Genomic DNA, 14919 nt, shown 5'->3' on the forward strand with positions numbered 1-14919 from the left:
TTCTTGTGTTATAATCCAGATTCATTTGCTGATTTTATTTGTTCTTCCATAACTTCCAGTATTTCCTTAACACCTCGATCTCTGACAAACATATCATTCACATTCATATATATACCTTCAGAAATAGCATTATAATTTGGAGATTTCGGCCTTGGTGTCGGAACTGCTTCTTGATAAATTTCTAATATAGGATATTCCTGAATCATTTCAGGATCTTCCGTAATACTGATATTGGTCGGAATCATATCATGTTTTTCTACCATCAGCCTTTGAGCTTCTTCACCTGTTAAATAATCCATAAAAGCTAAAGATGCTTCTAGGTTCTCTGTATTTGGATTGATAAACACATTCCATCCGGATTGTGTTGTATTACTTTCTCCGCCTTTAAAGGAAGGAAGCGGTACTATTCCTACATTTTCACTTATTGCAGAGGTATCCGGATCCTGTAATTGACCATAGTAACTCATCCAATTACGTAAGAAAGCTGCTGATCCTGAACTAAACGTATTCGTTGCTTCATCTTCATGAAAAGTAGCTACTGCATTTGGTGTTGCACCGCTCGTAAACAATTCTTTTACAAAGGACAAAGCTTTTTCAGTTTCCGGTGAGTTAATCACGACATTCTCATCTTCATCTAAGACATCCCCGCCTGCTGCACGTAAATATTCTAAGAAATTTGTCGTTAACCCTTCATAAGAAGCTCCCTGCCAAACGAACCCGTAGTCCACATATCCCTCTTCTTGTAATTGTATGGAGGTTTCTTGCAATTCTTCCCATGTGCTCGGAACAGGCAACCCCGCTTCTTCTAAAATATCCTCGCGATAATAAAGAACGCCGATATTATCATAGAATGGAGCACCATAGATTCCGCCTTCGTAAGTAACAGAATCAATCAATGTTTCTGGAAAACGATTCCAAAATTCCTCTGGCATTACATTTGACAAATCCATTGCAATGTTTGCATTCCCAAATTGTGCTGGCCAATTGGAATCCCCGCTGTAAATATCCGGTGTTTCGTTTTGCCCTCCAATTGTGGTCGTATAATAAGTTTGTGATTGATTTGTAGTAGACGGCGCTTCCTCCAACTCAACATTAACGTTTGGGTATTGTTCTTCAAACCCTTCTATTAATTCTTGTCTTAACCCTAATCCAGAAAGGCCTCCGCTTGACCATACAATTGTTCCTTCTGGCTCAGAATAGTCTACAGGTTCCTGCATATCCTCTTCAGAAGAAGCATTCTCATTGTTACTACAACCTACTATTAATAAAAGTAGAATAAGACTAGAAAACCAAATGATTTTTTTCATTTTCTTCATCCTCCAAGAAAAGTTAAACGTTTAACTTTAAAATTAAAAATAAGAAGTTTATCAAATTTATTATTTAAATTTTACTTTGAGTACATCCGCATGTCTCTCCAATAATCAATTTATTATTTAACTCCTCTGTCTTTTTATTTTCTCCGTTTTTTATATCTAATAACTTTTGTATTGCTTGCTCCCCTATTCTTTGAACAGGTTGTTCAATAATAGTGATTTGCGGATGTAAAAATTCCATCCATGGTTCTATGTCAAATCCTATAACTGCAATGTCATCAGGAATTTTTTTATCTCTTTTTTTCAACTCTCTATATGCTCCTAAAAGTAATTGGTTATTCGTAATGTAAACTGCTTCTATACGAGGATTTTGGTCCAATAATTGTTTCATTGCTTTCTGACCAGTTTCAATACTTCCGTCACCACAAGCTATAAAGCTGTCTTTTACAGGGAAACCAGCAGATTTCATTGCCTCCATATATCCCTGCTTTCGATCTTCCATAGAGGAAACTTCCGTATTTGCATAAATAATACCTATTTCTTTATAGGAATGTTCGTTGATTAGATGATTCACTGCTTCAACTGAAATTTGTTCATTATTTGTAGCTAACGTATATTCTTCCAGACCAGGCACTTTACGATCCAAAAAAACCATAGATGTGTTATTTAGATAGCGTTTTAATTTTTCCTTTGTCCATCCTTTTGTTGGTGCCATAATAATTCCTTCTGCTCTTTGTTGCATCAGAGAATCAAGAAATGATTGTTGTGCTTCTATGTCTTCCCCTGTACTTCCTACAATAATTTTCCACCCTAAGGCTTCTGCTTGAACCTGTATTCCATTAAGTACATCTGTAAAAAATGGATTATAACCAATGGTTAAAACACCAATTAGTTGGCTAGAACCAGATTTAAGCTGGCGAGCGGATGCATGTGGTATATAACCTAATGCTTCAACAGATTTTAACACTTTCTCTTTCGTTTCTTTCTTTACAGATTTTGTGCCATGTAATACATGCGATACTGTAGCTGTTGATAAACCGCAATGTTTACTTACATCTTTTAAAGTTACGTTCAAAAGACACCCTCTCCTAAATAAAAAAGTTAAACGTTTAATATTTAATTACATAATAAAGATATCGCTTTCAATTGTCAATAAATATCGAGATTTTTTATTCGCTTATATAAGTTGAACTTAATATTTTATCTTTCGGCAATTGCTACAGAAAACACTTCGTTTTCCCATAGTAGTCTCTGGGATTTTTCTCCGCTGGTTACAGTGCTTATCCTTTAAATAAATAGTTAATTTTTAGACACAAAAGAAAGATTTATTAATTCACTTAATATTGATTGCAATAGTAAATGCCTCACTCTTCGTAGTGACACTATACAATATCTGAATAGAATTTCTTAATAAGTTGCCTAAGTCAACTTATTAAGAAATTCAGCGAACTCTCCCGCTAAAGTCTGACAGTTTATCAAAGGATTCGTTTAATATACTAGAATTTTATTTATCTTTTATCAATACTATTTTCCAAAAATCTACTGTTAAGTTTCATACTTTTCAAATATTCTTCTAATCATAAAAGAGCTAGCATAGGCAATAAAAGAAAAACCAATAAAAATATCCATATATAATTTTATTACCAGCCATAATGGTGAAAAGAGCATTAACACACCAGGTCCCAGTATAAGGATAATAATTAATAAAATAAAATACATATTAGCTATACTTATTTTTATTACATTTATACAAGCTTCTTTTATTGTACAGTTATAACGTGCAATATATGGAAAAAGCAATACAAGGTATACACAAAAAAACAGCGAAAATGTGACTAGACCCATCAAAATCAGAAACGATAATTTTCCAGTATAAAATTGTAAAAAGAAATAATTTAATGCTAGAATTATTCCGAATAAAGATAAAATTCCCCAAACAAGTGTACTTTGTTTAAAATTCTTTTTAAATGCTTTCCAGAATCCGTTAATTATACCTCCTTCCTCACCTTTAACCATTTTCAACGTTATAGAAAATAGAGCTGTAATCGAAGCACCAATAGTTATAACTGGTAAACAGCAAAGTATAAATAATATATTTAGCAGAATTAATTCTACTATTCTAGATAACAAACGATATACTGGACCATCTATCTTTAAAATACTATCCACCTTTTATTTACCTCCCCAGTTGACACTATTCTTTAACAGATCCCACAACAATACCCGTTACAAAGTATTTTTGAAGAAAAGGATAAATCAATAATAAAGGAATCGTAGAAACTACTATTTTTGCTGCATTGAGATTCCGATTCTGTACTTCAGCAATATTCTGCAGCGCATCACTATTTGTACCAGACCTCACCAACTCAGAAATATCAATGGTAAGAGACTGAATATAGGTCATAATCGGATAGTTACTTACTTGACTCATATAAATAAGTCCCGTCATAAAATCATTCCAGTTACCTACAATACTAAACAATGCCACTGTTGCCAGAGCAGGCAAAGAAACCGGAATATAGACTTTAGTTAATATTTGCAGTGGACTGGCACCATCAATAATAGCTGCTTCTTCCAAAGATTTTGGGACACCGACAAAGAAATTCATAATTAAAATCACGCTAAAAATTGGTACTGCCCCCGGTAAGACTAAAACCCAAATGGTATCTAATAAATTCAGGTTCCTGATGATAATATAGGTCGGAATTAATCCGCCGCTAAATAACATGGCAAAAATAATGATGTTCATATAGATATTTCTACTCTTGAATTCACGTTTCGTTTTGGATAATGGGTAAGCCATTAACACAATTAATGTCAAGTTAATTACTAAAGCAAGCACCACGCGCTGTACAGATATAAAGAATGATCTCCAGAACTGTGCATCTTCCATAATCATTTCGTAAGCACCTGTTGAAAAATTGACCGGCGTAAGTCCAACTATGTTAGCCGCCACTGCTGCCCCGCTGCTGAAGGATATAGCAACGATATTCCACAAGGGTAATAGACATATTAACCCCAAAAATATAACGATAAGATAAATGATAAATTTTCCCATTTTCGTGGAGAGACTATTTCCTTGTATCATTTATACTCCCCCTTAGAATAATTTTCTTTCTGTGAATTTTTTGGCTATATTATTAGCTGACAGTATTAGAATCAAACCAATTACAGATCTAAACAAACCTACAGCTGCTCCAAAACTGTAATCACGCCCGACCAGACCTTCTCTATATACATAAGTATCAATCGTATCCCCAGTTTCATAAACCATTGGAGAATAGAGGTTATATACTTGATCAAAGCCGCCTTCTAGTACACTTGGGAGACTTAAAATGGCTAAGAGCAGGATAATCGGCAGCATCCCCGGTAAGGTAATATGCCAAACACGTTTCCACCAATTTGCTCCATCCATACTGGCAGCTTCATGCAAGCCTGGATCGATAGAAGCAATAGCAGCTAAATAAATCACGGAGTTAAAGCCAAACTCTTTCCAGACATCCGAACCAATTAATAAGGGCTGAAACCAGGTATTACTTCCAAGAAAATTAATTCTATCCAGACCGAACGAATCTAAAATTTGATTAACCGTTCCGTCCAAACTAAATAAATTGACCACAACCGTTGCCAAAACTACCCATGATAAAAAGTGAGGTAAATAAACAATAGTCTGTACAGATTTTTTAAGCAATTTCACACGAATTTCATTTAATAAAATCGCAAATGCAATTGCAAGCAGCGAACCAAAAATAATTTTCCCTAATGCAATTACAATTGTATTCCGAAACACTTTTCCAATATCAGGAAGGTTGAACATATAACTGAAATGTTCCAGTCCTACAAACTCTGAGCCAAAGAAACCTTTTGCCGGTACAAAATCCTGAAAAGCCATGATGATTCCAAACATTGGCGCAAAGCTAAATATAAGCAAAAAAATCATTCCTGGCGCTAGCATAGCGTGGTAGGTTAATTTCGCCTTTTTCACATCTTTCTTACGATCACGTACAGGTGCAACCTGATTATTTATTGCCAACTTCTTTCCCTCCTTTAAAGAAAACTTGGTATTCGTTAAAGGGAGTCTTGAAAGCGTATTTTGCTTTCTTAGAATCCCTTATGCTCTGGAGTGCAAGCCTTTCGGCGAATGCCTTAGTTGCGCTTATACTTGGTACCTAAAAATTTTTACTACGTCGAATCACTTCTGCGCTAAAATTTTATGCTTTCCTAATGTGTAACAGAGGGGCTGTTGCTCAGCCCCTCTTCACTATCTATTCTTGTTGAGTCAGCTCTTCTTCTATTTCATCCAGGATTTCGTTACCGCCTTGATTATGCCAGTTGTCAACAAACGTATCAAAATAATCAACCGGCTCTGCTCCTGTTATAATCTTAATAAAGTCTTCTTCTTCTAACTTTGTTAGGTTAGCTCCTTTTTGTTCCATGGTTGGTGTGTTCACAACATAAGCTGCTTCCACCCAATTAAATCGATCTTCTTCCGTCAGCTTGTTCATTAACCCCCACCCTACAATACGGGAATGATAGCTGGACCAGTTAGAAGTTGGTGCGTCCTCAGGATTTTCCGTATAATTTTCAATTCCATTTATGCTTTGTCTAACTTGAGGATTAGTAATTTCTTCAACAGCCATCTCTTCATTCAAAACAGCTTGAACATCTTGATAGTCATCCAAATACGTCTGCATTGGAAGAACTACGATGTTAAATGGTTTCGTTGAATCATCGACACCTTGTTCCAAATATTCTGCGACCTCAGGAAACGTATTTTCCATATCCTCTTCTGTTGTATTTTCAATGTCGTCATAAAATAAGTTCAACATTTCGACTGCTTTTTCTGGATACTCGTATCCTTTCCTGACAACAATAAAATTACTGCCTGTTGTTTTTTGTTCTGGTACATTTACTTTCCCCTCATCATCCGCTAATGCATAAGCTGTAAATCTTGCATCATTATCCATCTCTCTAATATTCGATAACCCCCAGTCCGGTATATGCCAAGGGCCTGTTGCGATACCTGTTTGCCCATTTGTAAGCAAGGCCATAATGTCATCAAATGATCTCGTTCCAAATTGCGGGTCAATGATACCTTCCTCAAACCAGTCATTCATTAATTCAAGTGCTTGTTTTGTACCTTCTGACGTTGATCCATAGGAAATACTGCCATCTTCTTCTATTAAATATTTTTTAGGCTGTCCTTCATAAACCGCAGCAATAGAATTCATCGTAAATGATCCATAATCTCCTGCATTTAAATAATTTTCAAAAGGTATCCCAACCGGATTGCCAGAATCACCTGGATCATTTTCGATGAAAGATTTCGCAACTTCTTCCAATTCATCCAAAGTAATCAGGCTGTCTCCATCTTCATCTATTGATAAATCTAATTCTTCTAACCAATCCTCACGTATCCAAACCATTTGCGGTGCTGCCAGAGACTCCGTTCCTGGAAGTGCCATAAGGCTGTCCTCAAAGGTCGCATCTTCTAAAGGCTGATTATCATAGGTGGCATAGGTTTCTTTAATATAATCACTCGCATTTTCTTCATATACATCGCTTAAATCTTCAATTAAATCATTATCGACTAAATCTTTCAGCTCCTCTCTGGAAACGATCATCATATCTGGTAAATCTCCAGAAGAAATAGCCAAAGCTACTTGCCTGTTATAGTCTTCTCCCTCTGCTTCGAATGCATTTCGAATCTCTATATCTAATACTTCTTCAGCTACACGAGTATACGCATTATCTTCAAAAGTATCCCCTTCAGGCAGTTTAGGATTGGAGCCTGTCGAACGGCCGATATTGATAATAGGCTTGCCATCTTCTGTTGTTGTTTCCCCATCATTGGAAGATTTCTGTACACATGCAGCTAATGTACTGGTTAGCATCAATAAAATTATTAAGAATTTAATACTTTTAAATGAATCCGTTTTCATTTCCTTGTAATCCCCCTTCATATTCTGTCTTTCTAGCAAAATCATGGCCATCGATTTCGTATAAATTTATTTTAATTGATGTTTGACGCATGGGAAATATCAAATAATCCGTTTTCATATACTATTTTCCGGAATATTTTATTATTTTCATGCTTGAATTAAAAAAACCCCACAACTATTTTGTGGAGTTTTTCTCCTATTCATCTACATGGTGAGACAATTGTGTCTCTCCATGAACAATTGGGATAACCAAAGTTACTTTCGTATAGTAATCCATTTCACTTTCATACCTTAAACCGTAAGAAGAACCATAAAATAATTGCACTCTATTATGGACATTTCTAACACCATATCCTTCCGCCTTGGTAGTTAAGATGGACTGTAGCTTCGTTGGGTCTATTCCTGCTCCATTATCAGTCACAGAAAATTCTAATGTATTTTCTATTCTTTTTAATTTGATCATCAATTTCCCACGCTCAGAACTTTCTTTATGGTCGATTCCATGATTAATAGCATTCTCCACTAATGGCTGTAAAAGTAAATTTAACATGGTATAGTGATAAGTTGATTTATCCAGTTCATAATGTACATCAAATGAATTGGAATGCATTAATTGTTGAATATTTATATAAGAAATCACATTTTCAAGTTCTTTCTCTACTTCTATAATACTTCTCCCTTTATTTAAAGTAGTTCGATAAAAGCTGGACAGGTGTTGAGCCATCTGGCTGATCTCTTCTTGTTCTGCCATAATAGCTTTACTATTAATCAATGAAAGGCTATTGTAGAAAAAATGCGGATTGATTTGCGCCTGTAAAGCTTTCATTTCATATTCTTGCTGGGCAATTTTACTTTTATATACCTGATTGATCATATTATTTAATTTATTGACCATATCTCCAAATTGTTTGATTAAGCTTCCAATTTCATCCGTACCGCTGTTAAAAACGGAGACTGTCAAATCTCCTTCTTCTATCTTTCGCATATTTTTCGATAGTTTTTCTAGTGGTCTAACCACTACTTTTGCCAATAAATAAATAGATAATACCATAATTAAAATACTTAATAAGATAACCAATACAACCGTTACTCTCATCGGAAGCGTAGCAGCAGAAATAATATCAGTCGGCCGATATAAATAAACAGTCCAACTATAAGAAGGTAATTCAGCTTGTTGAATGACAAAATCAGATTCAATGTTATCAACACCTTCTGCTGACTCTAATAACGAAAATTTACCTTCCAGACTTCTATCAGAAAATGTTTCATATGAATAAACAGGATTTCCGTCACTGTCCAAAATTGCGACACCATAATCCTCTTCAAATAAACTGGACATTGCAACAAAAAATTGGTGATAATTTATTTCCATTTGAAGAATATTATTATACATTCTGCGTTCATCAAATATTGGATAAATCAGCTTAAATGTTTCATCCTCCGATGAAGCTATCAAAGTTGGCCGATTCGAGTCCTTGGTACTGTTAAACCAGCTATTTTGGTTCATGTCTGCCAGTGGTCTCAGTAATTGATCATACGGGTTCATTTGATTATCGGTATAAACGGTAATAGAATCAATATCCGTCTGTAAAGTTGGCGGGGTAGCCAAAGTAGGAGCCAATGTATCATTATAAAACTTATACATTTCATAGTTGTTATCATACTCTGCAGTTAATCCATTTTTTATTTCATCATTCCATACAATTTGATTAACTATGTTCAAATAATTATCGATTTTATAATCTATATTTAGAATGGACTGGTTTAATGCTTCAGAAAGATTTTCATTTTCACGGGTAACTAATGCATCTTGTATTTGGTAATACCACATACTTCCTAACGTCATAATAGGCAAACAGCTGGCAACAATACAAATCAATAATATTTTCTTTCGGAATTTTAAATTAATAAAGCCTTGTTTAAAAAGATTCATCTCATTCACTTCACCTCTACATTCTTTTCATCTCCCGGTATTTTTTGGGACTGACACCTAAATGCTCTCTAAAAATTCTAATAAAATAGGAATCGTTTTTATAACCAATTGTTTTACTTATAGTATTCACTTTCATATTGGTATTACTAAGCAATTCCTCTGCTTTATTCATCCTTACCTGTTTAATATATTTATTAATTCCTACCCCAGTATCCTGTTTGAACTTATCACTTAAATAGCCAGGCGTTAAATATACTTTTTCCGCTAACATGTCCAAACCCAGGTCCTTTTCTATATTTTCTACAATATATTGTTTTACTATTTCAATGACATGTTTCGGTGAATTCTTTTCTTCTTCTAATCTCTCTATTACTTTCCTTTGTACTTCTAATAAAGTCTGCTTGATGTCAGAGAAATGTTTATAAGAATAGATTAATTCAATGTATCTATTCATGCTGTCTTTGCTGTATTCCGGCATTGTCTGAAAAAACAGCTGCAGCAACCGGGCGAACAAGAAGCGAAGATAACCTTGTGAAGTCTTCGTTCTTTTATCGTACTTTTGAATAATTAGATTTATCTTTTGCTCTAATTCTACTGTATCCCCCTGTTGAAGTGCTCTTTCGATTTCTTCTAATAAATATTCGTCTTCTTTATACTCTTTACTATCTGTTAATGGTGTATCAATTGGATAAATAAAGACATCTGAATAAAAAAAGCGATCTTTTAAATAGCCTTCTAACTCATTATACGTTTGAGCCATTTGAACTGGATTTTTCATATGATTACTTACAGAAAGAACACAATTAATTCCATATGTTTCTTGGATTTTTTGTTGTATTTGCGTAGCAGCTTCCTTATATGTAATTGGTCTCCTTAAACTATCTTTAAATAGTAAGACGATTTGAAAAGGATTTAGATTAATTACGTCATATTTACTATCAAACGTGGCTCTCTTAATTACTTCATAAAAATATTCATTTTCTTCCTCAAACAAACTATCCAAAAAAGCAGTATCAGAATGGACAAGAATCATTCGATTATAGTCATTCAAAAAATCAAAATTTAAGAAAGGGTATTCATTTTTCAATATATCTATCGGTGTTTGATTTAATAAACGATATAGAATATGCTGTTTTATAAATAATTGATTTACTTCTCTTTTTTCTTGCTCCTCTTTACGTTTTCTAATATTCCTTATTACTTCTGTCATTGTTTGATTAAATTCTTCTGGTTTAACAGGCTTTAATATATAATTATCGGCCCTTAATGTTAACGCCTTCTTCACAAAGTTAAAATCATCATGACCACTAAAAAATATAATTTCTATGTCATCATAACGCTCTCTTACTTTCGTTGCTAATTCTATACCGTTTACAAAAGGCATTTGCACATCGGTAAGTAATATATCAGCAGGATTTCTTAATAACTCTTCAAAAGCTGCTTTCCCATTAGCCGCTTCTATTATTTCTAACTCGAAATCAAATTTTTTTAACAAAAAACGAATGACGTTTCTTTCATCTTTTTCATCATCTACAATTAGAATACGATACATCATCCGACCTCCTCTTTATTAAAATATAACATTCATTTAAAAGTATTAACTACGGTTATTTTTAATTTTTGTCAGAAAATAAGCAGGAAATAATAGATCGCATTCTATTATTTCTCGCTTGTCATTTGAGTAATTTCAGCTTACCATAAAAGTTTATTTTATCTTAGATATACACTAATTTTCATTTATATCATGAATAAAACTGAAAAAACCAAATCACATAACTAGAGTGACTTGGTTTTTTATAATTTTACTGCACCTTTTAAAATACAATATATACAACAAGGCTTAAACAGGCGTTAATCACTAAATCTAAAAACAATTAAACAAATAGTTCAGCACTCTATTACTCTTCAAGGGTTCCATCGCGCAAATCCGCCTTCTGAATTTATCACCTGCCCTGTAATCCAGGACGCTTCATCCGTTAATAACCAGCTTATGAGATTAGCCGTATCACTGGGTTCTCCAAAACGATTAAATGGGAATTTACTTCTTACCTCTTTCCATTTACTTTCTGTTAGATAACCTGTGTCTACTGGACCAGGATTCACTGTATTAATTGTAATATTTTTTTCAGCTAATTCATCAGCTAATGTAAGGACGATTTCTGCTAACCCGCCTTTTGCAGTAGCATAGGCAACTTCTCCAGGCATCGGGCCTTGCTGCTGTCCGGAAGTCATAAAAATAATCTTCCCAATATTTTTTTCATATGAGTGCTGTTTCATAAATGATTGGGCAAGCAGCAGCGAAGAACGTGTATTTATAATATAATGTTTGTCAATCATCTCTGCCGTTAGTTCTTCTAAAGGTCCATCGGAACCACTCAAGGCATGATTACAAACTAGAGCATCTACATGTCCACAGTGCTTTTTGATTTCTTTAAATAATTCCTCAGGAGCAGAAGCATCCATAAAATTTCCTTTAAACTCATGAAATGATGCGTCTTCTACAAGCTCTGCTTTAACTCCCTCTATCACAGCATCTAAGTCGTCAGCTCCCCAATCCTGCTCTCGATCATGTGCTTGATAATGTTGAATAATAACAGAAGCCCCAAAAGCAGCTGCTTTTCTGGCTATAGCATATCCTATTCCGGCTCGTCTGCTGACCCCTGTGATCAAGATTTTTCTACCTTTTAATGGATACTGTTTCCTTTTTAATTCGCTCATGACTTTCTCCTTGTATATTATATTTAGAGTTTTTATCTTCCGATTTTTAATAGGAAACTCTATGAACCAAAGTAATTTAGTTAGATATTAACTCAGTTTTTCTGAGATAATATATTTATTGGATTGAGAGGTTAAGCCGTTTTCTCCTTGGGTCTATAAACTCGTTATCGAAAGACTGGCGCCTCTCTCTGATAAGCAGTTTACGAATGAGTTAGATGTTGAAGGCTTTCGCCTTACTCCGTATCTAGGACAAGGTAGTAACGCTTTTCAGATGAGTGGCATTCAATCCAAAATATTTTTTAAGGGTGATTTCATGTTCTACCTTGGTATCGATATTGGTAAACGTACTCATGTAGCTTCTGTTATGAATGAAGAAGGCAAGGTTGTACTTAAAGGATTCTCTTTTCCTAACACAACAGAAGGTGGAGAAAAATTACTTACAAAACTCCAATCCTTTTCCCCTTCCATAGACGACTTTACTGTAGGTATGGAAGCTACTGGGCACTATTGGTTAGCCATCTACTCATTTTTACATGACCGTCATCTTTTAATCCATGTCCTGAATCCCATTCAAACAGATGGTTGGCGGAAAGGAACAGAAATTCGAAAACGAAAGAATGATATTATCGATTCTGTATTAATCGCAGACTTAATTCGCTATGGAGCTTTCATAGAAACATCCCTTTCCGATGAGAACATATTCTCTCTCAAACAATTGTCTCGTTATCGTACTTATTTGGTTGGCACATCCAGTGACTTTAAACGAAAAATTATTGCCGTATTGGATCAAGTATTTCCTGAATACGATTCTGTATTTAGCAAAATAGGTATCTTTGGAAAAGCGTCCAAAGAAATTTTACTTGAATATAGCTCCCCTGAAAAACTTCATAAAGTCCCGGCGGATACATTAGCTGAATTACTTAGTGAAGCCAGTCGAAGCCGATTAGGTATGGAAAAAGCAGAATCATTAAAACAGGCAGCGTCACACTCTTTTGGAATCAAATTTGCCCAAGATGCCTTTACTTTCCAACTTCGCTCTATGATTGAACAGCTGAAGTTTCTCGAAACACAAATTAAGGAAACAGAAATGGAAATCAAGAAAATTATGCATACGCTACATTCCGTCATTGAAACCGTTCCAGGAATCGGCCCCATTAACGGTGCTTCTATTCTTGGAGAAATTGGCGATATTCATAAGTTTTCCAATCCTGCAAAGTTAGTAGCTTATGCTGGTTTAGATGCTTCTGTCACACAATCTGGTGAATATGAAGCTACACATAACGTCATGAGCAAGCGAGGGTCACCTTATTTGCGAAAGTCTTTATTTTCAGCTGCTTTGGTGGCATCACAACACGATCCTGTTCTTAAAGACTTCTATCAAAAAAAGCGTTCAGAAGGAAAGCATCACCTCACGGCTGTTGGAGCTGTCGCTAGAAAACTGTGACTGTGCTATATCATTCATGCGATACTCAAGAAGAATGAACCCTATGAAATTAGACAATAACCTTGCGAAAAAAGAACTTTTCTCAGGTTTATTTCGTGTGCTTTCATTTCTGTAAAATCATTATTCAACTCTAAAACCATCTCTTTTATTTCTCACTTGACTTTATATAGTTAGTCTTTCTAAAATACAGCTTATAAATAACTTGAAGTTTTTATATTCACCTAATTTATGAAAACGTTTTCTTAAATTGTATTTTAACATAAAATACAGGGAAAATATGAAAAAAGCACTTGTTTTATAACTTTTATTTTGTTAAATACAATGCCTTGATATGGTTTCGTCTGATTTATTGGTTAAATTTGGAGTGAGACTTCATTCTATGAATAATTCAAGATTGACAATCCTTTAAATTAAATTTAAACTGATATAAATGTAATCGTTTTCACAGGAGGGTAAATTATGGTTAAAAAACTTAATATAGCAATTATTGGCTGCGGAGGGATTGCAAATGGAAAACATTTGCCAAGCCTTAGCAAATTGGAGCAAGTAGAAATGACAGCGTTTTGCGATATTGTACTTGAAAGGGCAGAAAAAGCTGCAAAGGAATATGGAACGAAAGATGCGAAGACATATGTGGATTTTAAAAAATTATTACAAGACACATCCATTGATGTTGTTCATGTCTGTACCCCAAACAATGCGCATATGGAAATCACAGTGGCTGCGTTGGAATCTGGAAAACATGTCATGTGTGAGAAACCTATGGCCAAGACAACAGAAGAAGCTAAAAAGATGGTAGAAGCAGCTGAACGAACAGGCAAAAAATTAACGATTGGGTATAATAACCGATTTAGACCCGACAGCCAGCATCTGCATAAGCTTTGTGAGCGAGGAGATTTGGGAGAAATATATTATGCAAAAGCACACGCTATAAGAAGAAGGGCAGTACCTACATGGGGAGTGTTTCTCGACGAAGAAAAGCAAGGAGGCGGACCATTAATTGATATTGGTACACATGCGCTTGACTTAACATTATGGATGATGAATAACTATAAACCCAAATCGGTTATGGGAACGGTCTATCATAAATTAGGGAAAAATGAAAATGCAGCAAATGCCTGGGGACCTTGGGATCCAGAGGCCTTTACAGTAGAAGATTCTGCATTTGGTTTTATAACGATGGAAAATGGCGCCACAATTGTTCTAGAATCTAGCTGGGCATTGAATTCCTTAGACGTGGATGAAGCAAAATGCTCTCTCAGCGGCACGAAAAGTGGTGCAGATATGAAAAATGGATTACGAATTAATGGTGAAGACTTTGGCAAATTATATACTCAGGAAATTGAATTGGAATCAGGAGGAGTGGCATTTTACGACGGTAACTCTGAAAGTGATCCTGATTTAGAAGCAAGAAATTGGATTGAAAGTATTATCCATGATACCGAACCAGTCGTGAAACCAAATGAAGCACTTGTTGTCACGCAAATATTGGAAGCAATATACGAATCGGCACGAACGGGAAAAGCTGTTTATTTTAATCAATAGTAAAGAAGTTAAAAAAATGAGTTT

General features: G+C 34.8%; 11 protein-coding genes. 2 read left to right on the forward strand and 9 right to left on the reverse strand.

Annotated elements, in window-relative coordinates:
• Positions 1-8: 8 nt before the first annotated feature.
• The 9 genes from MKX55_RS18415 to MKX55_RS18455 all read right to left on the reverse strand — a co-directional run bounded on the left by MKX55_RS18415 (position 9) and on the right by MKX55_RS18455 (position 11906).
• On the reverse strand, positions 9-1307 hold the full coding sequence (locus tag MKX55_RS18415) for an ABC transporter substrate-binding protein (protein ID WP_339179507.1): 1299 nt from the start codon (positions 1305-1307) through the stop codon (positions 9-11).
• A gap of 73 nt (positions 1308-1380) precedes the next feature.
• Positions 1381-2388, reverse strand: a complete 1008-nt coding sequence (locus MKX55_RS18420; RefSeq protein WP_339179508.1) for a substrate-binding domain-containing protein — start codon at positions 2386-2388, stop codon at positions 1381-1383.
• Between the two features lie 470 nt (positions 2389-2858).
• A complete protein-coding gene (locus MKX55_RS18425) occupies positions 2859-3482 on the reverse strand; it encodes a YesL family protein (protein WP_339234023.1) in 624 nt (207 codons plus the stop codon).
• A 25-nt stretch (positions 3483-3507) separates the two neighbouring features.
• Positions 3508-4401 carry a carbohydrate ABC transporter permease gene (locus MKX55_RS18430; protein ID WP_339179511.1) on the reverse strand — a complete coding sequence of 298 codons (894 nt, stop codon included), beginning with the start codon at positions 4399-4401 and terminating at the stop codon, positions 3508-3510.
• Between the two features lie 12 nt (positions 4402-4413).
• The gene (locus MKX55_RS18435) at positions 4414-5268 is read right to left on the reverse strand and encodes an ABC transporter permease subunit (RefSeq protein ID WP_084613013.1); all 855 of its coding nucleotides are present in this window, start codon (positions 5266-5268) and stop codon (positions 4414-4416) included.
• 310 nt (positions 5269-5578) lie between these two features.
• Entirely contained in the window at positions 5579-7255 is a 1677-nt protein-coding gene (locus MKX55_RS18440; RefSeq protein ID WP_339234026.1) for an extracellular solute-binding protein, read from the reverse strand.
• Positions 7256-7451: 196 nt separating this feature from the next.
• Positions 7452-9188, reverse strand: coding sequence for a sensor histidine kinase (locus MKX55_RS18445; protein ID WP_339234029.1), 1737 nt, complete (start codon positions 9186-9188; stop codon positions 7452-7454).
• A 16-nt stretch (positions 9189-9204) separates the two neighbouring features.
• Entirely contained in the window at positions 9205-10743 is a 1539-nt protein-coding gene (locus MKX55_RS18450) for a response regulator (RefSeq protein ID WP_339234032.1), read from the reverse strand.
• 350 nt (positions 10744-11093) lie between these two features.
• Positions 11094-11906 carry an SDR family oxidoreductase gene (locus tag MKX55_RS18455; protein WP_339234035.1) on the reverse strand — a complete coding sequence of 271 codons (813 nt, stop codon included), beginning with the start codon at positions 11904-11906 and terminating at the stop codon, positions 11094-11096.
• Positions 11907-12219: 313 nt separating this feature from the next.
• On the opposite strand from MKX55_RS18455, the gene MKX55_RS18460 reads away from it, so the two are divergent.
• Together MKX55_RS18460 and MKX55_RS18465 are read left to right on the forward strand one after the other, a co-directional pair.
• Complete coding sequence (locus tag MKX55_RS18460) at positions 12220-13350, forward strand: IS110 family transposase (protein WP_339238571.1); 1131 nt, start codon at positions 12220-12222, stop codon at positions 13348-13350.
• Between the two features lie 459 nt (positions 13351-13809).
• Positions 13810-14895: a Gfo/Idh/MocA family oxidoreductase gene (locus MKX55_RS18465; protein WP_339234037.1), complete on the forward strand. Its 1086-nt coding sequence runs from the start codon at positions 13810-13812 to the stop codon at positions 14893-14895.
• Positions 14896-14919 lie beyond the last annotated feature (24 nt).

Source organism: Oceanobacillus sp. FSL W7-1281 (genome assembly GCF_037969835.1).
GTDB classification, from domain to species: Bacteria; Bacillota; Bacilli; order Bacillales; family Amphibacillaceae; genus Oceanobacillus; species Oceanobacillus oncorhynchi.

Bases quoted from the DNA above. Each gene is read 5' to 3' on its own strand.
- MKX55_RS18415 (WP_339179507.1), bottom strand. From the start codon at position 1,307: ATGAAAAAAATCATTTGGTTTTCTAGTCTTATTCTACTTTTATTAATA.
- MKX55_RS18430 (WP_339179511.1), bottom strand. From the start codon at position 4,401: ATGATACAAGGAAATAGTCTCTCCACGAAAATGGGAAAATTTATCATT.
- MKX55_RS18435 (WP_084613013.1), bottom strand. From the start codon at position 5,268: ATGCTAGCGCCAGGAATGATTTTTTTGCTTATATTTAGCTTTGCGCCA.
- MKX55_RS18440 (WP_339234026.1), bottom strand. From the start codon at position 7,255: ATGAAAACGGATTCATTTAAAAGTATTAAATTCTTAATAATTTTATTG.
- MKX55_RS18445 (WP_339234029.1), bottom strand. From the start codon at position 9,188: ATGAATCTTTTTAAACAAGGCTTTATTAATTTAAAATTCCGAAAGAAA.
- MKX55_RS18450 (WP_339234032.1), bottom strand. From the start codon at position 10,743: ATGATGTATCGTATTCTAATTGTAGATGATGAAAAAGATGAAAGAAAC.
- MKX55_RS18455 (WP_339234035.1), bottom strand. From the start codon at position 11,906: ATGAGCGAATTAAAAAGGAAACAGTATCCATTAAAAGGTAGAAAAATC.
- MKX55_RS18460 (WP_339238571.1), top strand. From the start codon at position 12,220: ATGTTCTACCTTGGTATCGATATTGGTAAACGTACTCATGTAGCTTCT.
- MKX55_RS18465 (WP_339234037.1), top strand. From the start codon at position 13,810: ATGGTTAAAAAACTTAATATAGCAATTATTGGCTGCGGAGGGATTGCA.